Origin of the sequence: Aeromonas piscicola, from assembly GCF_000820005.1 — a bacterium.
Lineage (GTDB): Bacteria > Pseudomonadota > Gammaproteobacteria > Enterobacterales > Aeromonadaceae > Aeromonas > Aeromonas piscicola.
The window spans coordinates 19,711-39,050 of sequence record NZ_CDBL01000067.1; the positions used below are offsets into that span (position 1 = coordinate 19,711).

The 19,340-nt window shown below is 57.2% G+C and carries 26 protein-coding genes; 8 read left to right on the forward strand and 18 right to left on the reverse strand.

From position 1 onward, the window contains the following. On the forward strand, positions 1–1,047 hold the full coding sequence (locus BN1128_RS16440) for a phage portal protein (RefSeq protein ID WP_042870724.1): 1,047 nt from the start codon (positions 1–3) through the stop codon (positions 1,045–1,047). 57 nt (positions 1,048–1,104) lie between these two features. Further along, positions 1,105–1,359: an ogr/Delta-like zinc finger family protein gene (locus BN1128_RS24810; protein ID WP_080741289.1), complete on the forward strand. Its 255-nt coding sequence runs from the start codon at positions 1,105–1,107 to the stop codon at positions 1,357–1,359. A gap of 25 nt (positions 1,360–1,384) precedes the next feature. Here BN1128_RS24810 and BN1128_RS16445 read toward each other — a convergent pair whose 3' ends face one another. The 13 genes from BN1128_RS16445 to BN1128_RS16500 form a co-directional block, all read right to left on the reverse strand. Beyond that, a complete protein-coding gene (locus tag BN1128_RS16445; protein WP_042870726.1) occupies positions 1,385–1,666 on the reverse strand; it encodes a hypothetical protein in 282 nt (93 codons plus the stop codon). A 115-nt stretch (positions 1,667–1,781) separates the two neighbouring features. Further along, on the reverse strand, positions 1,782–2,036 hold the full coding sequence (locus BN1128_RS16450) for a hypothetical protein (protein WP_042870728.1): 255 nt from the start codon (positions 2,034–2,036) through the stop codon (positions 1,782–1,784). Between the two features lie 256 nt (positions 2,037–2,292). Then, positions 2,293–2,895 carry an undecaprenyl-diphosphatase gene (locus tag BN1128_RS24815; RefSeq protein WP_082030447.1) on the reverse strand — a complete coding sequence of 201 codons (603 nt, stop codon included), beginning with the start codon at positions 2,893–2,895 and terminating at the stop codon, positions 2,293–2,295. A 14-nt stretch (positions 2,896–2,909) separates the two neighbouring features. Further along, entirely contained in the window at positions 2,910–3,422 is a 513-nt protein-coding gene (locus BN1128_RS24820; RefSeq protein WP_082030448.1) for an ATP-dependent zinc protease family protein, read from the reverse strand. A gap of 123 nt (positions 3,423–3,545) precedes the next feature. Then, a complete protein-coding gene (locus BN1128_RS16455; RefSeq protein ID WP_052445529.1) occupies positions 3,546–6,143 on the reverse strand; it encodes a replication endonuclease in 2,598 nt (865 codons plus the stop codon). After that, positions 6,143–6,427, reverse strand: a complete 285-nt coding sequence (locus BN1128_RS16460; protein WP_042870730.1) for a hypothetical protein — start codon at positions 6,425–6,427, stop codon at positions 6,143–6,145. The genes BN1128_RS16455 and BN1128_RS16460 overlap by 1 nt, the downstream gene beginning before the upstream one ends. Next, complete coding sequence (locus BN1128_RS26295) at positions 6,424–6,873, reverse strand: hypothetical protein (protein ID WP_244464606.1); 450 nt, start codon at positions 6,871–6,873, stop codon at positions 6,424–6,426. The genes BN1128_RS16460 and BN1128_RS26295 overlap by 4 nt, the downstream gene beginning before the upstream one ends. Before the next feature lie 10 nt (positions 6,874–6,883). After that, positions 6,884–7,105, reverse strand: a complete 222-nt coding sequence (locus tag BN1128_RS26580; protein WP_420864936.1) for a ParE family toxin-like protein — start codon at positions 7,103–7,105, stop codon at positions 6,884–6,886. A 35-nt stretch (positions 7,106–7,140) separates the two neighbouring features. Next, complete coding sequence (locus tag BN1128_RS16480) at positions 7,141–7,422, reverse strand: helix-turn-helix domain-containing protein (RefSeq protein ID WP_420864937.1); 282 nt, start codon at positions 7,420–7,422, stop codon at positions 7,141–7,143. An 8-nt stretch (positions 7,423–7,430) separates the two neighbouring features. Then, on the reverse strand, positions 7,431–7,616 hold the full coding sequence (locus BN1128_RS16485) for a hypothetical protein (protein WP_042870735.1): 186 nt from the start codon (positions 7,614–7,616) through the stop codon (positions 7,431–7,433). 38 nt (positions 7,617–7,654) lie between these two features. Next, on the reverse strand, positions 7,655–8,080 hold the full coding sequence (locus BN1128_RS16490) for a hypothetical protein (RefSeq protein WP_042870737.1): 426 nt from the start codon (positions 8,078–8,080) through the stop codon (positions 7,655–7,657). A gap of 13 nt (positions 8,081–8,093) precedes the next feature. After that, a complete protein-coding gene (locus tag BN1128_RS16495) occupies positions 8,094–8,576 on the reverse strand; it encodes a phage regulatory CII family protein (RefSeq protein ID WP_244464607.1) in 483 nt (160 codons plus the stop codon). A gap of 74 nt (positions 8,577–8,650) precedes the next feature. Further along, positions 8,651–8,977 (reverse strand): Cox family DNA-binding protein, encoded by a 327-nt coding sequence (locus tag BN1128_RS16500; RefSeq protein WP_082030449.1) that lies wholly within the window; start codon positions 8,975–8,977, stop codon positions 8,651–8,653. Between the two features lie 119 nt (positions 8,978–9,096). Between BN1128_RS16500 and BN1128_RS16505 the strand changes: the two genes are divergently transcribed. From BN1128_RS16505 to BN1128_RS16530, 6 genes are all read left to right on the forward strand, one after another. Then, positions 9,097–9,396: a helix-turn-helix domain-containing protein gene (locus BN1128_RS16505; protein WP_042870872.1), complete on the forward strand. Its 300-nt coding sequence runs from the start codon at positions 9,097–9,099 to the stop codon at positions 9,394–9,396. Positions 9,397–9,480: 84 nt separating this feature from the next. Continuing rightward, positions 9,481–10,461 carry a phage integrase gene (locus BN1128_RS16510; protein WP_042870739.1) on the forward strand — a complete coding sequence of 327 codons (981 nt, stop codon included), beginning with the start codon at positions 9,481–9,483 and terminating at the stop codon, positions 10,459–10,461. 350 nt (positions 10,462–10,811) lie between these two features. After that, positions 10,812–12,131: a polyamine export protein PaeA gene (gene paeA, locus BN1128_RS16515; RefSeq protein WP_042870741.1), complete on the forward strand. Its 1,320-nt coding sequence runs from the start codon at positions 10,812–10,814 to the stop codon at positions 12,129–12,131. Between the two features lie 18 nt (positions 12,132–12,149). Then, complete coding sequence (locus BN1128_RS16520; RefSeq protein ID WP_042870743.1) at positions 12,150–12,689, forward strand: hypothetical protein; 540 nt, start codon at positions 12,150–12,152, stop codon at positions 12,687–12,689. A 349-nt stretch (positions 12,690–13,038) separates the two neighbouring features. Then, positions 13,039–13,941: a homocysteine S-methyltransferase family protein gene (locus BN1128_RS16525; RefSeq protein ID WP_042870744.1), complete on the forward strand. Its 903-nt coding sequence runs from the start codon at positions 13,039–13,041 to the stop codon at positions 13,939–13,941. A gap of 9 nt (positions 13,942–13,950) precedes the next feature. Further along, positions 13,951–15,351 carry a basic amino acid/polyamine antiporter gene (locus BN1128_RS16530; protein ID WP_042870745.1) on the forward strand — a complete coding sequence of 467 codons (1,401 nt, stop codon included), beginning with the start codon at positions 13,951–13,953 and terminating at the stop codon, positions 15,349–15,351. Between the two features lie 75 nt (positions 15,352–15,426). Here the strand turns inward: BN1128_RS16530 and BN1128_RS16535 are convergent, their stop codons facing one another. From BN1128_RS16535 to BN1128_RS16550, 5 genes are all read right to left on the reverse strand, one after another. Beyond that, positions 15,427–16,266 (reverse strand): sterol desaturase family protein, encoded by an 840-nt coding sequence (locus BN1128_RS16535; protein ID WP_042870873.1) that lies wholly within the window; start codon positions 16,264–16,266, stop codon positions 15,427–15,429. 279 nt (positions 16,267–16,545) lie between these two features. Next, complete coding sequence (locus tag BN1128_RS16540; protein ID WP_042870747.1) at positions 16,546–17,289, reverse strand: amino acid ABC transporter ATP-binding protein; 744 nt, start codon at positions 17,287–17,289, stop codon at positions 16,546–16,548. Then, positions 17,273–17,395: a hypothetical protein gene (locus tag BN1128_RS26465; protein ID WP_276325069.1), complete on the reverse strand. Its 123-nt coding sequence runs from the start codon at positions 17,393–17,395 to the stop codon at positions 17,273–17,275. The genes BN1128_RS16540 and BN1128_RS26465 overlap by 17 nt, the downstream gene beginning before the upstream one ends. Beyond that, on the reverse strand, positions 17,379–18,338 hold the full coding sequence (locus BN1128_RS16545; RefSeq protein ID WP_042870749.1) for an amino acid ABC transporter permease: 960 nt from the start codon (positions 18,336–18,338) through the stop codon (positions 17,379–17,381). The genes BN1128_RS26465 and BN1128_RS16545 overlap by 17 nt, the downstream gene beginning before the upstream one ends. 94 nt (positions 18,339–18,432) lie before the next feature. Then, positions 18,433–19,221 carry a transporter substrate-binding domain-containing protein gene (locus BN1128_RS16550; RefSeq protein WP_042870751.1) on the reverse strand — a complete coding sequence of 263 codons (789 nt, stop codon included), beginning with the start codon at positions 19,219–19,221 and terminating at the stop codon, positions 18,433–18,435. Between the last annotated feature and the right edge of the window lie 119 nt (positions 19,222–19,340).

A 19,340-nucleotide genomic window follows, 5' to 3' on the forward strand; every position in this document is an offset into this window, starting at 1 on the left:
ATGAGCCGCAAACAGCGCTTTCATCAGCGGGCCGAGCGGCCCACCCCCAATACAACTGGCAGCCGGCCCTCGGTCAGTTTTTCCATGGCCGAGCCCATCGACCCCACGGCCTGGATGACCGATTACACGGACGTGTTCTACAGCCCCTGGGGCGAGTACTACCTGCCGCCTATCGACCGGCAGGGGCTGGCCAAGGTCGCCCGCGCCAATGCACACCATGGCGCCATCTTGATGGCGCGGCGCAACATGGTATCGGGCCGCTTTATCAGCAGCGAAGGGGTGCCCCGGGAGGTGATCACCGCCTTTGTGCATAACCTGCTGCAGTTCGGGGACGCGGCGCTGCTGAAATTGCGCAACGGGTTTGGCCAGGTGGTGGGGCTCTACCCTCTGTCTAGCCTTTACCTGCGCCGCTGCCAGGATGGCAATTTCCTGATGCTGCAGCGGGACGGCAGTTACAAACGCTATCTGGCAGAGGACATCATCTGGCTGGCCCAGTACGACCCGGTGCAGCAGGTGTATGGCCAGCCCGATTACCTGGGAGGCCTGCAGTCGGCCCTGCTCAACCAGGACGCCACCATGTTCCGGCGCAAATACTTCCTCAACGGGGCGCACATGGGGTTCATCTTCTATGCCACGGATCCGAACATGGACGATGACCAGGAAACGGAAATGAAGGAGATGATCGCAAGCTCCAAGGGGGTCGGAAACTTTCGCTCGATGTTCGTCAACATCCCGGGCGGCAAGCCCGATGGCATCAAGCTGATCCCGGTGGGGGACATCGCGACCAAAGACGAGTTTGCGGCCATCAAGGCAATCACCGCCCAGGATGTGCTGACAGCGCACCGGTTCCCGGCTGCCCTTGCCGGCATCATCCCGTCCAATGGTGGTGCGGGTCTCGGCAACCCTGAGCAGTACGACCGGACCTATGCCCGCAACGAAACGCTCCCGATGTGCGAGCTTATCCAGGATGCGATCAATGGCGCCAATTTGCCGCGCCGGCTGCAGGTGGATTTCAATCGGTCGCTAGAGGTCGGTGTTACTGTATAGAGATCCAGCTTAGGGTATAATCGAGCGGTTTTTTATCGACGGTATCTGGGGGGATTTATGCGGGTATTTTGCCGGGAATGTGGGGAGCTGGGGCGTATTACCAAGACGCACCGCCTGAGCCGTGATACCGCCGATCTGTACTGCCAGTGCACGGATGCGGAATGCGGACACAGCTGGGTGTCGCAGGTGTCATACAGTCATCCACTGAGCCCATCGGGGCGCACGACCAGCCAACTGGCCTTGAGCCTTATCAACTCGCTTAGCCAAGAGGGGCGACAGGCTCTGCAGCGGGAACTCAACCTGGGACAATGAGAAAGGGGCGCACTCTAGCGTTTCCTTATGGCTTGAGCTTTCCTGTAAGTTGGGTTTGCATCTCTTCTAGAGACCATTGTCGATGACCGTCATACCAACAAATGTAACCGTTGGTTAGGTGGTCCATCGCCAGTGCTGCAGCGTTCTCTTTCATGACAAATACCACCTGTTCAAGGCCCCACTCGTCAATTGCCAAACCTTTGACGATCGGAATCACGTCTCCATCCTCCTGAGCCTTACTCATACTGCGACTAGCATCTCCTTTCACATAGTAAATTCCCTGCTTAACCTCTTCTTGTGCAGCCATGATACTTGTTCCTCTCTCTAAACTGTTCCCGCTGTTAGGTAGTAAAATCGTCGTTAGATTGATCAAAAAAGCCGAAACCCTGTTAGGGTCTCGGCTTTTTCAGAAGGTGTATACATTACTTAAGCTTAGTAGAGTCGAGAGTTTTCTGATGGGCCGCTTCAGAAGCTTTCTTCGCTTCAATCGCTGCTTTTTGAGCCTCTTCTGTTTTACCAGCCTTATGCAGCTCGATAGCCTTTTGATGATGTTTAGCAGCAGTTTGGTGCATTTTTGCTGCATCTTCGTGAACTTTCACAGCGTCCGTGGCAGTTGCAGCCATGGCGAAAGAGGACGCTCCCAGCATCAGGGCTAATACAAACGAAGCTTTTTTCATAGTAAATTCCTTTTATTGAGTAAGGCCACATTAGGTGGCTTAAGATCGAATAGACTATGTCTTGAATTCAAATGGAACACTTTGTGGTTGAAATTTTGAATCACGTCACATTTTTAAGTTGATTGGCTTGGCTCTTAATTTTTTCAAGTAGAGAAAATGTATAAGTGATTATCGTTCTAATGTGCAAGAGAAATATATTTAATTAAGATGTATGTTGTTTTCAGCTGAATATAGATTGATTAATGATATTTTTTCGTTAGTGATTCACTATGCCAGCATTAATCAGCTTTGCGAAGGTGATTTTATACATGTGTTCGGCTAATGCCACAACGGTATCACCTTTCCACTTCCAAAGTGGATGAACCAAACAATAAGATATACTTGTTGTTATAAGTGAACCAACCATATCAAGCGGAAAATGTAGTCCTAGAAAAATGCGGGCCCAGGCTACTGCACAGCCAGCGACTAATGCTCCACAGGCAGCTGTACGCATTCCTCCAAACATTAATGTCAATCCGACTCCGACAAAAACAGTCATATGATCACTAGGGAATGAAGAATCAGGAGTATGGCTTAGCCAAGTATGACCAAGCTCTATCATGAATGGACGAGGATGATACCAGAACATGCTTATCATCTGATTTAAACCAAGTGCAATCATAGTGACAGCACATGCTTTTAGTATTTTGCTTCGATAGGTCACATCCCCCCATAACCAATATGAGACAAATAATAATGGGATAAAATAAATCAGTACTTCAGCTATCATGGTAGCTGCATATAATAGCCAAAGAGGCGTTTTATCAGATGCATTTAAGAGTAAAAAAAATGCACGGTTTAACACTTCGACATTTTCCATTTCATGAGGCTCTTTTATTTTTTGGTTTTAGTGCATGAACCGCTTTTTAGGTATTTACTTGACGAGTCAACTAGCGCTCCCATGTGCTGCAGAGTATTTCTGCCAATTAACGCTGGGTATATCTTGTTACTACGATTAGCTAATGTGAACTCCTCGTTTTCTAGAATTACACCTCCCATGCAGATATCCAAACTAACTACAGAACGATGGTCTTCTCCACCTGCACCACTAATTTTTACTTTACGTGAAACTGGTAAGTTATATGGTATTGAAGTCGTTTCTCCAGTGTCTTTATTTTTTATTTCGACATTGAATTTAACCCATTTTTTATGGTTTTTTATATACAGATCGATGTTGTTAGCATCAATCGATGATGACTCAGCTCCTGTATCTAGCTTCATATCGAGAGCGGTATTGCTTGGTAGGATTGAGCCATGTTCAACCCATCCGTAGGTAACCTGATGCATCTCAGTTGCTGATAATGAAGATGCAATTAGTAGCGGAATCATAAGCTTAAGTGTGAACATAGGTTGTGCCCTCTCATTTTAATACATATATATAATGGGATTATTAATAGAGAATTAAGACTGTAAAAATATAAAAGTAACATGTGGTGCTTCAATTGGGTATGTTTGCTCTGATTTTGCTCCTTACTTGAGGCGTGTAACTTCATCCTGAGATCCGAAAAATTCATCGTTGCTTAAGGCCACCTGGCTGCGCTCGACTGGTGGCAGAGGCCACGTCCGCAGATCGACGGTATCGCGCAGCCGGTCAAGCTGGGCGTAAGCTGCTTCGGTATCCCCATCCCCTAGGGCCTCCAGCAACGCCAAGGCATCATCGGCGCCGGCGGCCGTCATGCTGGCCAGCCAAGCTGCTGGATCCCCGGACTCGGCCAGCAAGCCCCGCACATCCTTGAGCTCCGCCTGGCGTTTTGCCTCCCGGCATCTGGATCCGGCTTCAATTTGATACGGTGATGGCTCGTTTGGTGATTCGAACGGATGCCGTTCGGTCACTTTCAACTCACCATCTCGGATGCAAACTGACCGATCCCCTGCTCTGACAATCAAGCCGCGCTGGACCATGGCCGCTTCTTCATCACTTAGCCCCAAATGGAATAGATTTATACCTCCCAATGGATCCTCTTTAGATCCTCCGAGATCGCCGCGTACAGTTGTTGCCAGAGCTCCAAGGGGGAAACCCCCTTCGCTTCGCTCGGTACCCACTAACTCGCTGCGCTCGCCCACAGACCAAAACCCGCTGCCCTGGGCCTCGGTGGTACTCTGTGAACCACATTTACGCAGCACCCATTCCCCCACACGGGTCTGCTGGATGAGGCCGTCAGCAGCCCGCACGCCCACAAGCTTGGTTTGCGGTTCGCCGTACTGATTGGGTTCGGCAAAAGCGGTGCGGTGGATACTCAAGGGGCGTTCATCGCGCCGGCAGCAGGGGCCGCCCATGGCTTGGGTGAAGTTCTTCCAGTCCACCGCGTCTGCATAGCGCCGGCACTCTTCCATGATGGGGCTGGCCAGCGGGGCCACGACGATTCCCTTGGCCTCTTGCAGGCGGCCAGGTAGCCGGCGCAGCTCCCGCCAGATACCGACCGGCGGGCCTTTCAAGGGTTGGAACTGGCGCAGGCCCCAGAGCGAGGCCCAGGCCCGTACTCGGCGGGCGCCTTCGGTAGCCGCGGTCTCGGCTTCCAGATCGCCTTCGTCGCCGACCCGGTACCCGTCGATATTCTTGGCGATGTATTTGACGATGTAGCCGACGGCGCCGCCCTTCTCCTTGTCCATTACCTTCCAGTCAAAGCGGGGCGTGATGTCGCTATAGGGCTTTTTGCTGTCAGGGTGGCGTTTGCGTTCCAGGTCGCCTTTGTCATGGCTCAGAGCGTAGCGCTGCAGGATGCCGATCAGCCGGTGCTGGTGCTCGGGTTTGACCCAGATCAGCAGGTGCCAGTGGGGCGTGCCGTCGTGGTGGGGTTCGACCACCCGAAAGCCGAAATAGTCGATAGGGTCGGCCACTAGGAACTCCCCCCGCTTGGCCAGGTTGCGATCGAGGGCAGAACGGCAGCGCTTCCACAGCTCGCTGATGTAGTGTTGCGAGTCGCGAGGGGATGAGCCGTCGTGCTTGGGGTTCTCTTCTGTGCTGTTTGGTCCGCCGGTTTGGGAGGCTCGTACCGTTTTCCAGGGATGGAATCGGCTAGGCGCTGTCCAGGTGAAGAACAGGCCCACATAACCCAGTTCGTCAGCCACATCAGAGAAGCCACGCGCCCGGACAATCAGCTCATGGCGGCGGTTCTCCGGGTTGGCGATGGAGGCTTTTACCGCATCTTCCAGGCTGATGGTGATGTCGTCCTGGGCGTTATAGGCTTCCATGTCCTTGAGCCAGGCCGCCGCCATCCGCTGGCGTTCGATAAAGGCCTGTAGGCCCTGACTGGACACGTAGGCAGATACCCCTTTGCGCACCTTGCCGAGCAGGATGGCGCAATGTTCGTTGTATTGATCCCAGATTTTGCGCATGCGCCTGGCCCACCACTTGGGGTCGAGCCAGCGGATAAGGTGGTGGGCGATGAAGTCGTCGCGGCTTTCGGCTGTTCTGAACCTGGGCAGGCGGGGCAGCATGCCCCAAGCGGCCAGCGGTTGGCGGCACGCCTTCCACAAACGGATCGCCGGCACCTGCTCAGCGCCGAAGTCGGTAATGGCATTAAACAGCCGGGTGACCCGTTCGGCGTAGTTGACGGCCAGGCGCTCGCGGCTCTCTTTGGTGCGCAGCGCTTCGAGCGGTTCGGGGATCACGTTTTGCACCTGGCGCAGGGTGGTGATGCGGCTTGATAGCCAGCGGTTGGCCTCCTTGCAGATGGCCACTCCCTTGAGCACATCCGGGGCGCGACGGGTGCAGTAACCCACGAACAACTCGGCGATCAGATCACCGGGCAACTGCACCCCTGGCCCGCCGTTCTCACGCGGGATCGGCCGCTCCAGCAGGTCAAGCGCCCAGTCCAAGGCATAGGCGCCAGGGATGCCGACAAAATAGCTCTTGATGGCCTCGACCCGGGTATTGATATCGCCGCCGGCGAGCTCCCTGCGCCGAGCGGCAGGGAGGCGGGATGCGTCGAGTGGGCAGAGCCAGACACGACGACAAGCCATGATGCGGCGCGCCATGGCTTTGGTGGATGCTGCCAATTTCCAGGCAGCAGGCTGCCTGGGGGAGATGGGTTTGGCGTCGAACAGCTCGGCGTGGTAGTCCCGCATTAGAAGGGCAGGGGCTCGTCACCGCATAGGTGGGCAAGATACCGCTCCTGGTGGGCGACGGTGTCTAACGCTTCGATACGGGCGCGGCGCTCCTCTCTGCATTCGAACAGCAGGCGGCACAGGGCGTATTTGGGCTCTGGCAGGCGGGCCTCTCGTAAGGTGAGGAGCTGGCGTTGGTACTGACGAAGGGTTGCCAGTTTTACCTTGGCGATGGCGGACAGCGTGGCAATGTCGGCCTCTACTTCCGCTTGCAGAGCTGAAAAGTCCGGGGTGTTCTCGGTCATCGGATCACCTCGCCCAGTCCATGCTGGGGGGCGCACTCTTTCCACCAGTCGCCGATTTCGGTAGCAAGTGGAGTTTCCCCCTGGCCGAGTGCCAGCCAGTAGATGGAGCGGATCGCCCCAAGGGCGAGCACCTCAGCCGCGTCAGTGCCATAGGTGGCGTTAGAGGCGCCTATGTAGTCGGCTCGGTAGCTCTGCCAGTGGAGCCACAGCCCGCTTTTCGGTTGGGCCGGCTCACCGGTTTCTGTGTATTCATCATCGCTGCTGTCATCATCCAGCAGCGCGTCTGGGCTGCTTGTGGCCACAAGCTGGATCTGAATGTGCTGCGGGCCAGACCATATGCTGCCCAGGCACACCCGATTGTCATCAGCCCGGGCGGCGAACATGTCGGCCAGCACCCCCTCGATGAGCTTGGGGGCCTGGCTGGCTATCTTGATTGCGTCACTCATAGCTACTTCCTCAACGCTTTCTTACGGTCAGTTTGTTGTACCGTTCGTGGGTCATCAGCTGATAACCGCTGGCCCCACAGGGCCGAAACAGGCGGTATCGGTAGCCCACTGCAATGACATCCCCACACCCGGATTGCAGCCGGCGAGGGCGTTGACAGGCCAGCACTACTGCCGCTTTTGCCTGTATCTGGGCCGGTATCCGGCCAATGCTCTTGAATCCTTCCATGTGCATTGCTCCAGGGGCTGCCGAAGCAGCCCCTTGTGGGATTAGTTGGGATGGGCAGGGCGGACTTGCTCGGGGATGATCAGAGAGCCTTTCATCAGCCAGACGGCGTAATCAGACAGGCCAGGGGTATTGATGATGCGCAGCAGCAGGCCGCCGCCAATCTCGCGATAGCCCAGCTCGTAGTTCTTGAGGGTGGTGGGTGGGATATCCAGCTGCGCTGCGAATTTGGGACGACTCATCCCCAGAAATTCGCGCAGTTGGCGCAGGCGTTGGCGGGTACTGGCATTGAGGTCCGTCATAGACGGCATTTCAGTGGTGTGCATGGTCATGGTTAGGCTCCTTGATGGGCATTAAGGCGATTGATGTGACCAAACAGAGAAGCCCAAACCAGGGCGTTAGCGCGCTGGCTCAGGATCGTCAGGTCGTTTTCCGAGTAGCGGGCGGCATATGGCCCTGTGATACGGCGGCGCTGGATCTCGCGGTTGCGCAGCGCGCGGGGGATTGCTAGAGTTGTCATGTCAAGATTCCTGGGGATGATTGACTGAGAGAGCCCCGTTAGGTGCGGCAAACACCAGTGACCGGGGCTTTTTCTTGTCCGCAATTTGCGGTTTGTGGGTTGTTGACCAGTGTCATCAACAAGCTCTTGCTCTTCGCCAGCCGGTCGGCTGGTCCTGTTACCTCTGGTTTTTCTTCTGGTGGTGCTATCAAACCGGTGCGCCATTCCTCGAGGCTGACTGCACCATGAAACAGGTGTTGGTACCCAAGGCGACGCATGGCCAGACAAAGGGCCTCGCGGTCGCGCTCCCCAAGTGGGAATTCAGGCCTTGCCATCGAGATCGGTAATTCGGCTTCATTGCAGATGGCCTTGCGTTGTGGCTGATTGAGTTCGCCCCAATATCTGGCAACCCTGCAATTGGCGTTGTAAAGCGCTTCCCGCATTTCTGCCAGCGCCTTCTCGGCTGCACTTGCTCGTAAATTCATCTTTTTCTCCTCCTCACATCGCCAGTGCCGCAAGGGGCGACACCACCTGAAATCGCTGTTCGACGTCATTGATCAGCAGCGCCACTGAGCCCATCGCGGCGGCGGCAATGCTCATGAAAGAACGGTGCTCGTTGCTGGTGATGCGGCCGCGTTCCGTGAGCTCCAGGGTGCGCTGGCCGATACTCGCTATTTGCGAGTTGAGCTGGATCACCTGGTGGGTCAGGGATGGCGCCCGCTCTGCATCGGGGATGGCGACAGCAGTCAGGCCACACTCAAACAGCAGGGCATCGAGCAGCGATTCGTCTTTGGTCACCTGGTAGAGAGCGATCAAGTCGTCACCCGACAGCTTGTGTTTCTGCTGCTGATTGAACTTGTTGCGCAGCACATGGGCTGACATACCCATGCTGGCGGCCAACTTTTCTACGTTGCGATCCTTCACGAAACCAGCGCAGGCACTGCGGTAGTGGGGGTGTAGGTTTCTGGTGGTATTCGACACTCTGATTTCCCTCCAAAGGTCGTTATGGTTTTGTGGAAACCAAGCCACAAGAGAGAGGCATAAATGCATGTCATTCAGACGCTGAGGCCAAGCCATGCGAGCCAGCCATCCCGGATTTCCTTGGGCCGGCTTTCGAATGCCAATTTCAGTCCCGCATTCCAGGCCGGCAGGTATACGTAGTAGTCACCTTTGGCATTAGGGTTTCCTGGAACTTTCATTTCTACGCCGGGTAACTTGCCCACTTTGATCATCTCCACCACTGCTTTGCGGGTTTTTCCGATGGCATGGGCAAACGCATCGGCGGTTACTGCATCGGTATGAACCAATGAAGGAGTGAGGCCCACAGCAAACTTGGCGGGCACTTCGGTCTGACTGTTCGGGGTTTTGGTTGCATCACTCATATCTGATACCCTCTCTGGTTACCCCCTGTTGGCTGTAGAGAGCTTTCAGGGGCTTTTACTATGAAATTCCAAATGAGATTTCATATTCCGTTCGGGATATTATGTTTCGAGGAGAAGTTGTGTCAATAGATACATCAGAGAAACTGAAGCTGATCAGAGAGTCAGAGAGGATGAACAGAAAGCAGTTCGCTGAGCTGACAGGCGTTCCGTACAGCACACTTACGGGCTACGAGACGTTAGGAAAGGAGATCGGTTTTACCGCTATCCAGAAGATATTTAGCCAACCTAGGTTCAGGAAGTACCACAGTTGGTTCATGTTTGATGAAGTTTCACCCGAAGCCGGCCAGATCGCGCCGGTTCTCGCACACGTTGGGCAAGACAGCAGCACGTTATCGCCCTCAGACCAGAAGACTGGCTAACCCTACATAGGCAGTTCCTTGTCTATATAGAGGCGTGCGGCCTGAGCCAGCACGTATCAACAAGCAGTATCGGAGAGCTTCGCTATGTCGATTAAGAAGCTCGATGATGGTCAATATCAAGTGGACGTTAGACCGACGGGTCGCAAGGGAAAGCGGATCCGGCGGAGGTTTTCTAAGAAACACGAGGCAGTTGCCTTCGAGCGGCATGTGTTGGCGACGCAGCATGATAAGCCCTGGCAGAGCAAGCCCACAGATGCCCGCACGTTGGCCGAGCTCATCGAAATTTGGTGGGCGCACAAAGGGCAGTATCAAAAGTGGGGGGCCCACGCACGCCGTACCTTATTACGGGCAGATCGATACTTGGGTGAAGTGCGGGTCAACCAGCTTAATGCTCACGCTTTGACTTTGCTGCGTTCGCGTATGTTAGCCGCAGGCATAACCCCCAATAGCGTTAACCGCCTGGTGGTGGAACTGAGCGGTATGTTCAATTTCCTCATCGAGGGAGGGTTCTATCGTGGTGAGAACCCTGTTCGAGAAGTGAAGGCTTTGAAGGTTGCGCCGCGGGAGATGAGTTATCTTTCCCCATCTGAAGTTCAGCAATTGTTGGCTGGGCTAAGTGGGGATGATAGAGGCGTTGCCGTGTTATGCCTGAGTACCGGCGCTCGGTGGAGTGAGGCTTCTACCGTTCGGGCCGAGCATGTAGTCAACCGACGGGTGACGTTCGTGGCTACCAAGAACGGTAAAAATCGAACGGTTCCCATCAGTGCAGAGGTTGAGGCTGAATGGGTGGCAAACAAGCGTGGGGTGTTGTTCCCCAAGGCGAACTACCTACGGGTGCGGGAGATGTTGAAGGTAGTGAAGCCCGATTTACCCAAAGGGCAAGCAGTGCATGCACTACGCCATACCTTCGCTACACACTTTATGGCGAATGGGGGGAACATTTTGGTGCTGCAACGAATCTTGGGTCATGCCTCTATCCAGCAGACGATGACCTATGCTCATTTCGCGCCTGATTTTTTACAGGATGCTGTGCAGTTCAACCCGCTCAGGGGTGGTGCTGGTTAGGTGTGGAGTGTCCACATCATTGACCACACCTTAGCGTTTATGGGTGGGAATGAAAGCTCATCAGAGCCCCTAGCCAAGCTGAGGACCTTACGCTGTAAGTCAGGTATAACAAGGCTTGGCGCCGTATGCCCTTAGTTTTAACGGGTTGGTGACTCTGATGGCGAAATGAATAAAAAGGCGCTTTGGGCGCCTTTTTTGTTGCGCTGAGTGCCAGAGTAAGATATCGCCACCCAACAGGCGCTTTTCTGCTAGAATATGCCCCCTGTGTGAGTCTCGGATGGACTCACGGTCTGGTCTCCCAGGCCCAGTTTGCCGTCTTGTGCTAAGACGGGTGTAGCAATAGGTTAATCATGAGTTTTGCCGATAGTTTATTTTTTCTGATGTTGCTGGTTGCCGGCAGCGTGTTCTTCTCTCTTTCCGAGATATCCCTTGCCGCCTCCCGCAAGATCAAGTTGCAGGTGATGGCCGATGAGGGAAACCGCCATGCCGCCAAGGTGCTGGCGCTGCAGGCCCAGCCGGGTAATTTCTTTACCGTGGTGCAAATTGGCCTCAATACCGTCGCCATCCTGGGTGGTATCCTGGGTGAGTCTGCCCTGAATCCTGCCATCAAGGGGTTCATCTCCGGCTTCTATCAAGGTCCCTGGCTCAGCCAGATAAGTTCCGCCGCCTCCTTCGTGTTCGTCACCGGCATGTTCATCCTGATCGCCGACCTGATGCCCAAGCGCCTGGCCATGACCATGCCGGAGCGGATCGCCGTGGTGGTGGTTCGCCCCATGCTGCTGTGCGTGACCCTGCTGATGCCGCTGGTGTGGTTCTTCAATGGCATGGCGAATGCGTTGTTCCGGCTGCTGCGGGTTTCCATGATACGCAACGACGAGATCACCTCTGACGACATCTATGCGGTGATGGATGCAGGCGCCGAGGCCGGCGTCATCCAGCGTGAAGAGCATCAGCTCATCGAGAACGTGTTCGAGTTGCAGTCCCTCGGCGTGACCTCCGCCATGACGGCCCGCGAGAGCCTTATTTACTTCACCCTGCAAGAGGGTGAGGAGAGCATCAAGGCCAAGATTGCCGAACACCCGCACAACAAGTTTCTGGTGTGCGATCACAACCTCGACAGCATCAAGGGCTTCGTCGATGCGAAAGAGCTGCTGATCCGCGTCATCAGCGGCCAGAGCATAGACCTCAACAGCGGCTCCCTGGTGCAAAACGTCATCATCATTCCCGACACCCTCAACCTCTACGAGGCGATGGAGTACTTCAAGAACCACAGGGGCGACTTCGCCGTGGTGATGAACGAATACGCGCTGGTTGTGGGGATCGTCACCATGAACGACCTGATGAGTACCGTCATGGGCGAATGGGCCACCCACGTGGTGGAAGAGCAGATAGTGCAGCGGGACGAAAACTCCTGGCTGGTGGACGGGGTAACCCCCATCTCCGACGTGATGCGGGCCTTCGACATAGAGGCGTTTCCGGATAGCCAGAACTACGAGACCATAGCCGGTTTCATCATGTTCATGCTGCGCAAGATCCCCAAGCGCACCGACTCGGTGAAATACGCGGGTTACAAGTTCGAAGTGGTCGACATCGACAGCTACAAGATCGACCAACTGCTGGTCACCCGGGTCGAACCCGTGGTGGCCGAGAAGCCTGCTCAGGAATCGTAAAGGAGCTATCAAGGAGTCATGAAGATGCAGTCTCATTCCCGTGCGCTGGCCTGTGTGGCGCTTGCCCTCGCGCTGGGCGCTTGCAGCCAGAGCGCTCCCCGCAAGGCCACTGCCGTTGCCAAGCCTGCCGCTCCCAAGGCGGTGGTAGTGTCGCAGCCGGATCCCGATGCCGTGGTGCAAAGTGCCGTGGCAGAGCCGAGCCCGGTATTCGATGAAGAGTATCACGGCCCGGATCAGGGGTCCCTCGAGTCGGTGACCGCCCTGTTTGCCCGTGGTTACATCGAGTCGGCCATGCGCGAGACCATGCTGGCGGCGGTGCATAACGACTATCCGCTGCTTGGTATGCGGGATGTGCGGTTGACTGATCCTGTCTCCAAGTTCCTCACCTCCGCCCATGCTGCCACCACGGCCCACGACTATCTCTATGCCGGGGTGCAGCGTCGACTGGGTCGTCCTCTGAGCCCGGCCCAGTGGGAGCAGATCTGGCGTGGTCTGCCCCAGCAGGGTCGGGTTTCCGACTGGACCAAACAGATAAAACGGGTGCTGGCAGGGCGTTAAGCCACCAGTTCATCCTGTTGCAATGAGGCCACCCTTGGGTGGCCTCACGCTTTTCTGCCTTCTGCCTTCTGCCTTCTGCCTTCTGCCTTCTGCCTTCTGCCTTCTGCCTTCTGCCGCCTTCGCTGCTTTCCCATCTCTGCTGTCTGCTGATGTTCGGTGATACCGATTGCCGTCGGCTCTGCTTTGTTTTATCTTGTTTTGGACGTCTAAACATCTATATGTTTTTATGGCCGATTTTAAGAGGAACGCCTCACCACGATGAGGCCTGGCGAGGCACAGCCGCAGAGCAACACTGAAAGCTGCAAATCGATACAACAGACAAGCACAGAACAACAAAGAGACAAGATAGATGGAAACACAGGCATTGTGGGTACTGGACGGTGGCATGGGGCGTGAGCTGGCACGGCGGGGGGCGCCATTTCGCCAGCCCGAGTGGTCGGCACTGGCGTTGATGGAGGCGCCACAGACGGTGCGTGAGGTGCATCAGGCCTATGTGGCGAGCGGTGCCCGGGTCATCACCACCAACAGCTATGCGCTGGTGCCATTTCATATCGGCGCCGAGCGTTTTGCCGCCGAGGGGGAAGCGCTGGCGGCGCGGGCTGGCCAGTTGGCACGTGAGGTGGCTGATGTGCAGGGCGGTGCCGTACAGGTGGCAGGATCCTTGCCGCCACTGTTTGGCTCCTACCGCGCCGACCTGTTCGAGGCGGACAGAGTGGGCGAGCTGGCCATACCGCTCATTCGGGCGCTGACGCCCTATGTGGACATCTGGCTGGCCGAAACCATGAGCCTGATTGCCGAGCCGCTGGCCCTCAAAGCGCTGTTGCCACAGGATGGCAAGCCGTTCTGGGTCTCCTTCACCTTAGAGGACGAGGCGCCGGGCAGCGAGCCGACCCTGCGCTCCGGCGAGCGGGTGGCGGATGCCGTCACAGCGCTGGTCGCGGTCGGGGTGGATGCCATCCTGTTCAACTGCTGTCAGCCCGAGGTGATTGAGGCCGCGCTGACGGTGGCCAGCGCCAGCTTGCAGGCGCTGGGTCGAGGGGATATTCGCCTTGGCGCCTATGCCAACGCCTTTCCGCCCCAGCCAAAAGAGGCGACTGCCAACGACGGGCTGGACGAGATCCGAGCCGATCTTGGGCCGCTGGATTACCTCGGCTGGGCCGAGCGCTGGCGCGGGGTGGGGGCCTCTCTCATCGGCGGTTGCTGCGGCATAGGCCCCGAGCATATTCAGGCACTGGCCAGCCGGCTGCGCTAAGGAGAGCATATGAAAGAGAGCAAAATAGGCCTCTGGTCCCTCACCGCCCTGGTATTCAGCTCCATGGTGGGGGCGGGCATCTTCAGCCTGCCCCAGAACATGGCCGAGGTGGCCGGCGCCCGCGCCGTGCTGATCGGCTGGGGCGTGACCGGGGTGGGCATTTTGGCGCTCGCCGCGAGCTTCCTCTACCTGTCGCGGCTGAAGCCCGATCTCGATGGCGGCATTTACAGCTATGCCCGCGCAGGCTTTGGCGATCTGGTGGGTTTCTTCTCCGCCTGGGGTTACTGGTTGTGCGCCACCATAGGCGTGGTGGGTTATCTGGTGATCGCCTTCGCGGCGCTGGGCAGCTTCGTCGATACGCCAACCGAAATCTGGTTTGGTGAGGGCAACACCCTGGCCGCCTTTATCGGCGAGTCCTGCATCCTCTGGGCCGTGCATCTGCTGGTGGCCCGCGGCGTGCAGCAGGCGGCCCTGTTCAATCTGGTGGCGACCCTGGCCAAGAGCCTGCCGCTGCTGCTGTTCATCCTGTTCGCCTGCTATTACTTCGACCCTGTGACCTTCGCGGCGGATCAGGGGGGCAGCACGCTTGCAGTGCCGGTCTCCGAGCAGGTGCGCAACACCATGCTGATCACCCTCTGGGTCTTTACCGGCATCGAAGGGGCGGCTGTGCTGTCGGCCCGTGCGAGAAACAAGCGGGACGTGGGCACGGCCACAGTGCTGGGGGTGGTGCTGGCGCTGCTGCTCTATGTGCTCATCTCGGTACTGGCGCTGGGGATTTTGAGTCGCCCTGAGCTCGCGGCCCTGCCCAATCCCTCCATGGCGGGCTTGATGGCCCAGATGACAGGCTCCTGGGGCAAGTTGCTGATAAGCATCGGCCTTATCGTCTCTGTGCTCGCTTCTTACGTGAGCTGGACCCTGTTCTCGGCCGAGGTGCCCTTCAGTGCGGCCCGCCACGGCGCCTTTCCGGCTATCTTCCGGCGCCAGAACCGCAACGGCACTCCCATAGCGTCGCTGTGGCTCACCAGCCTGACGGTGCAGGGCTGCCTGCTGCTGGTGTGGCTGCTTGGCAAGGGGTATACCAGTCTGCTGCTCATCTCCACCTCCATGATCCTGGTGCCCTATCTGCTGATCGGCCTGTTCCTGCTCAAGCTTTCCTTGAGTGGTGAGGGCAATGGCCTGATGCGGACTGTGGCGCTGGTGTCGAGCGGTTACGGCCTCTGGCTGCTCTATGCCGCTGGGGTGGAATACCTGCTGCTCTCCTTGCTGCTGTACGGGCCGGGCCTGCTGCTGTTTCTCTACAGCCGTCGACAGCTTGGTGACCATCAGCGGCTCAGCGGTCGCGAGCGACTGCTGGCCGGGATAACGCTGGTGAGCCTCATTCCCGCACTCTGGTCATTTGCCCATGTCTGACCTGGGTCTGTGACTGGCAATGAACGAGAGCGCCCTGGTGGCGCTCTCATTTTTGCTCTGCCTCAAGGTTCTGATTCAGACGCTGCCGGGGCCAGCCGGCTTGCCAAACAGCACGCTCAGTTTCTGCTGCCAGGGGAGGCCACGGGCCTCGCACAGCATGTCACGCCATTCGTGGAAGGTGAGGGTGAGCGGATTGAAGCTGCGAACCGGTTTGGTGATGCCAAAGCGACACGGCTCGGCGGGATCCTCTTCCACAAAGGTGCCAAACAGCCGATCCCAGATGATCAGCACGCCGGCGAAGTTGCGGTCTATGTATTTGGCGTTGCTGGCGTGGTGCACCCTGTGGTGGGAGGGGGTATTGAAGACCCACTCAAGCCAGCCCAGCTTGCCCACCACCTGGGTGTGAACAAAGAACTGGAAACCCAGGCTGAGCAGCACGGTCGCCACCACGGCCTGGGGCGGGAAGCCGATGAGGATCATGGGGATCCAGAACAGCCACATGCCGGAGACGGGGTACATCAGACTCTGGCGAAAGGCGGTGGAGAGGTTGAGTCGCTCCGAGCTGTGATGCACCACGTGGGAGGCCCACAGCCAGCGCACATGGTGACTGGCAAAGTGGAACAGCCAGTAACAGCAATCCTGCAGCAGGAACAGCAGCAAGATGCTCCAGAGATTGAGTTCTATGTCAAACAGCCGCCAGCCCCACAGGGCGTCATACAGGTAGGCGATGGCGATGGCCGTCAGTGCGTCACCCCCCTGATGCATCAGGGCCAGGGTGGCGTTGGCGAACAGGTCTCGCCACTGGTAGGTGGCGGTGGGAAAGGCCGCCCCGTGCTTGCGCAGGTAGAGCATCTCCCAGCCGATAAAGGCCAGAAAGATCGGGGAGAGATAAAGCAGTAGCAGTTGCACATCCATGTCGGGCATCCGGTTTGACCAGTTGGATTCCAGCATACCGAATGGATTTAAAATTTCATTAACATATTGCACCGCCATCTGGTGACTGACTTATGGAAAGCATTATGGTAAATATTTGTTTTAATGTGGTAAATAAGATGGCTACGAGATTTGGTAGGGACTAAGTACCTGGCCCTGTGTTGCTGCAGGATCCAGCCCTATTAAGATGGCAGGCCAAGTCCGTGCAGGAAAACAGAGGGAGCCATGGGCTCCCTCTTCTGCTTTCTACGGCTGTCAGCGTCAGAGCACCTGACTTAAGAACTGGCGCAGGCGCGGGGAGGGGGGATTGTCAAAGAAATCGGTCGGCTTCTCATCCACCAGCAGCTCACCGTTTTCCATGAACAGCACCCGATCCGCCACCTCGCGGGCGAAACCCATCTCGTGAGTCACCACCACCATGGTCATGCCCTCGCGAGCCAACCCCTTCATGACATCCAGCACCTCGCCCACCATCTCGGGGTCCAGCGCACTGGTGGGCTCATCGAACAGCATGATACGCGGTTGCATGGCGAGTGCCCGGGCGATGGCCACCCGTTGTTGCTGGCCGCCGGAGAGCTGGGACGGATAGCTCTCGGCCTTGTTCGACAATCCCACTTTCAGCAGCAGGGCCTTGGCCCTGTCCCGCGCATCGTTGCGCGACAGCCCGCGCACCTTCTGCGGGGCCAGACAGATGTTGTCCAGCACGTTCAGGTGGGGGAAGAGGTTGAAGGACTGGAACACCATGCCCACCTCTTCCCGCAGTTTGTTGACGTCACCCGGTTCGGTCAGAGAGATGCCATCGACCACTATGTTGCCGTCGTTGATGGTTTCCAGCTGGTTGAGGGTGCGCAGGAAGGTGGATTTACCCGAGCCGCTCGGGCCCACTATCACCACCACTTCCCCTTCGGCCACCTGGGTGCTGACGTTTTTCAGGGCGTGCACCTCGGTGCCATAGAATTTCTCGACACCTGTTGCCTTGATGATGGGATCAGTTGCTGCGCGCATGTTTCACCTCCAGACGACGTACCGGGAAGGCGCGGGGCGTGCCGGTGATGGCAGCACTTCTCGACTCCTGCTGAGCCTTGATAATCGGATCAGTTGCTGCGCGCATATTTCACCTCGAGACGACGTACCAGGAAAGAGAGAGTGCCGGTCAGCACCAGATAGAGCAGGGCCACGGTGAACCATACCTCGAACGGGCTGAAGGTGGAGCTGACCACCTCGCGCCCCGCCTTGGTGAGATCCGTGATGGAGATGACAGACACCAGGGAGGAGTCCTTGATGAGGTTGATGAACTGGCCCGCCAGCGGCGGCAGTACCCGCTTGAAGGCTTGTGGCAGGATGACGTAACGCATGGTCTGGGCCGAAGTGAGCCCCAGGCTGCGACCGGCTTCCATCTGCCCCTTGTGAATGGAGCTGATGCCGGCGCGCACGATTTCGGCCACATAGGCACCGGTAAAGACGGCCAGCGCCGCGACCCCGGCGGTGAACCTGTCCAGGTTCAGCACAGTGCCGATGAAGAAATAGACGATGAAGATCTGCACCAGCAGCGGCGTGCCGCGAATGAGCTCCACATAGGTGACCGCCAGATTGCGCAGGGCCGGGTTGGGGGATAAGCGGGCCAGGCCGGCCAGGGTGCCGAGCAGGATGGCGAACACGCCCGCCACCAGGGAGAGCTTGACCGTGACCCAGACACCCCAGGCGATGGGGCCTGCGGTCCAGGTGAGTTCGGTATCCAGGGTATCGCCCCGGAAGATGGTGTCCCCTTCGGCGACCTTCACCCCTGTGCTGGCGATGGCCTGGCGCTGATTGGGGTCGAGATCGTTTTGCAGGAACAGCTTGCCCTGCTCGGCGCTGGTGGTGCCGGCGATCACTGTGCCGTCAAATTCGGCCAGGTTGTTCTGCTCCGCCTGATAGACGATGTATTGGGGGATCCGCTCCCAGCGCCAGGTGTAATCCACGGACTGAACCGCTTTATAGATGCCGAAGACGGCAGCCAGCAGCATCAGCAGGAAGACGCCGTGCCAGAGCAATTTATTGGGTTGTTTTTCCATCTGTCTTGTTGGGTTGTGCACTGTCGCAACCTCGTTGTAGTTATTTATTGTGTGGGGATCTGCGTGAAGGGGCGGCAGGCCGCCCCTTGCGAGGTTACTTGAGCTGATTCAGCCAGGCGTTGGATTCGAACCACTTCTTGTAGAGGCGGTCGTAGCTGCCATCACCCTTGATCTGGCGCAGGTAGTTGTTGAACCAGTTGAGGGTGTCCTGGTCGCCCTTGCGGATGGCCCAGGCCAGGGGTTCGAAGGTGAACGGCTTGTCCAGATGCACCACGGCGCCTGTGTTCTGGGAGGCGAAAATGGCGTTGTAGGGGAGGTCGTAGACGAAGGCATCGACCTTGCCATTGATCACTTCCAGCTTGGCGTCGTCCTGGGTTTCAAACTGCAGCAGTGTGGCTTTGGGGATCAGCCGCTTGACCGCCTGCTCGCCCGTGGTGCCGAGCTTGACCGCGATCTTGTACTTGGGATCGTTGAGATCGCTGAAGGACTTGATCTCGCCAACCTTCTCCTTGCGCAGCACTATAGTCTGGCCCACGACTATGTAAGGATCGGCGAAGTTGACGCGCAGGTTGCGCTGGGGGGTGACTGTCATGCCGCCCATGATGACATCGAACTTGTCGGTCAGCAGCGCCGGAATGATGCCATCCCAGGCGGTGTTGACGAACTCGACCTTCACGCCCATCTCCTTGGCGACCATCTTGGCGAGATCCACATCGAAACCGATGTACTGGCCCTGCTTGTTGGTCATTTCGAAGGGTTGATAGCCGGCGTCGAAGCCGACCCGCAGCACACCGCGCTCCAGCACGGCGTCCAGGGTTGAACTGGGCGCGGCACTGGCCAGCCCGCAAAACAGCAAGGTAGATAGAATGAGTTTTTTGATCATAAGTGACGTCTCTGTCGATGTTGTGTTCAGCCTTGAACCTGCTCCCGTGCGACTCCGTGGCACAAGAGACTGCTGCATCCGGCAACAGGCAAGACAGGATTATTGTCTTGGTTGAGGCA

Coding starts and splice junctions, on each gene's coding strand:
- BN1128_RS16440 (WP_042870724.1), top strand. CDS start 1: ATGAGCCGCAAACAGCGCTTTCATCAGCGGGCCGAGCGGCCCACCCCC.
- BN1128_RS24810 (WP_080741289.1), top strand. CDS start 1,105: ATGCGGGTATTTTGCCGGGAATGTGGGGAGCTGGGGCGTATTACCAAG.
- BN1128_RS16445 (WP_042870726.1), bottom strand. CDS start 1,666: ATGGCTGCACAAGAAGAGGTTAAGCAGGGAATTTACTATGTGAAAGGA.
- BN1128_RS16450 (WP_042870728.1), bottom strand. CDS start 2,036: ATGAAAAAAGCTTCGTTTGTATTAGCCCTGATGCTGGGAGCGTCCTCT.
- BN1128_RS24815 (WP_082030447.1), bottom strand. CDS start 2,895: ATGGAAAATGTCGAAGTGTTAAACCGTGCATTTTTTTTACTCTTAAAT.
- BN1128_RS24820 (WP_082030448.1), bottom strand. CDS start 3,422: ATGTTCACACTTAAGCTTATGATTCCGCTACTAATTGCATCTTCATTA.
- BN1128_RS16455 (WP_052445529.1), bottom strand. CDS start 6,143: ATGCGGGACTACCACGCCGAGCTGTTCGACGCCAAACCCATCTCCCCC.
- BN1128_RS16460 (WP_042870730.1), bottom strand. CDS start 6,427: ATGACCGAGAACACCCCGGACTTTTCAGCTCTGCAAGCGGAAGTAGAG.
- BN1128_RS26295 (WP_244464606.1), bottom strand. CDS start 6,873: ATGAGTGACGCAATCAAGATAGCCAGCCAGGCCCCCAAGCTCATCGAG.
- BN1128_RS26580 (WP_420864936.1), bottom strand. CDS start 7,105: ATGCACATGGAAGGATTCAAGAGCATTGGCCGGATACCGGCCCAGATA.
- BN1128_RS16480 (WP_420864937.1), bottom strand. CDS start 7,422: ATGCACACCACTGAAATGCCGTCTATGACGGACCTCAATGCCAGTACC.
- BN1128_RS16485 (WP_042870735.1), bottom strand. CDS start 7,616: ATGACAACTCTAGCAATCCCCCGCGCGCTGCGCAACCGCGAGATCCAG.
- BN1128_RS16490 (WP_042870737.1), bottom strand. CDS start 8,080: ATGAATTTACGAGCAAGTGCAGCCGAGAAGGCGCTGGCAGAAATGCGG.
- BN1128_RS16500 (WP_082030449.1), bottom strand. CDS start 8,977: ATGAGTGATGCAACCAAAACCCCGAACAGTCAGACCGAAGTGCCCGCC.
- BN1128_RS16510 (WP_042870739.1), top strand. CDS start 9,481: ATGTCGATTAAGAAGCTCGATGATGGTCAATATCAAGTGGACGTTAGA.
- paeA (WP_042870741.1), top strand. CDS start 10,812: ATGAGTTTTGCCGATAGTTTATTTTTTCTGATGTTGCTGGTTGCCGGC.
- BN1128_RS16520 (WP_042870743.1), top strand. CDS start 12,150: ATGAAGATGCAGTCTCATTCCCGTGCGCTGGCCTGTGTGGCGCTTGCC.
- BN1128_RS16525 (WP_042870744.1), top strand. CDS start 13,039: ATGGAAACACAGGCATTGTGGGTACTGGACGGTGGCATGGGGCGTGAG.
- BN1128_RS16530 (WP_042870745.1), top strand. CDS start 13,951: ATGAAAGAGAGCAAAATAGGCCTCTGGTCCCTCACCGCCCTGGTATTC.
- BN1128_RS16535 (WP_042870873.1), bottom strand. CDS start 16,266: ATGGATGTGCAACTGCTACTGCTTTATCTCTCCCCGATCTTTCTGGCC.
- BN1128_RS16540 (WP_042870747.1), bottom strand. CDS start 17,289: ATGCGCGCAGCAACTGATCCCATCATCAAGGCAACAGGTGTCGAGAAA.
- BN1128_RS26465 (WP_276325069.1), bottom strand. CDS start 17,395: ATGCGCGCAGCAACTGATCCGATTATCAAGGCTCAGCAGGAGTCGAGA.
- BN1128_RS16545 (WP_042870749.1), bottom strand. CDS start 18,338: ATGGAAAAACAACCCAATAAATTGCTCTGGCACGGCGTCTTCCTGCTG.
- BN1128_RS16550 (WP_042870751.1), bottom strand. CDS start 19,221: ATGATCAAAAAACTCATTCTATCTACCTTGCTGTTTTGCGGGCTGGCC.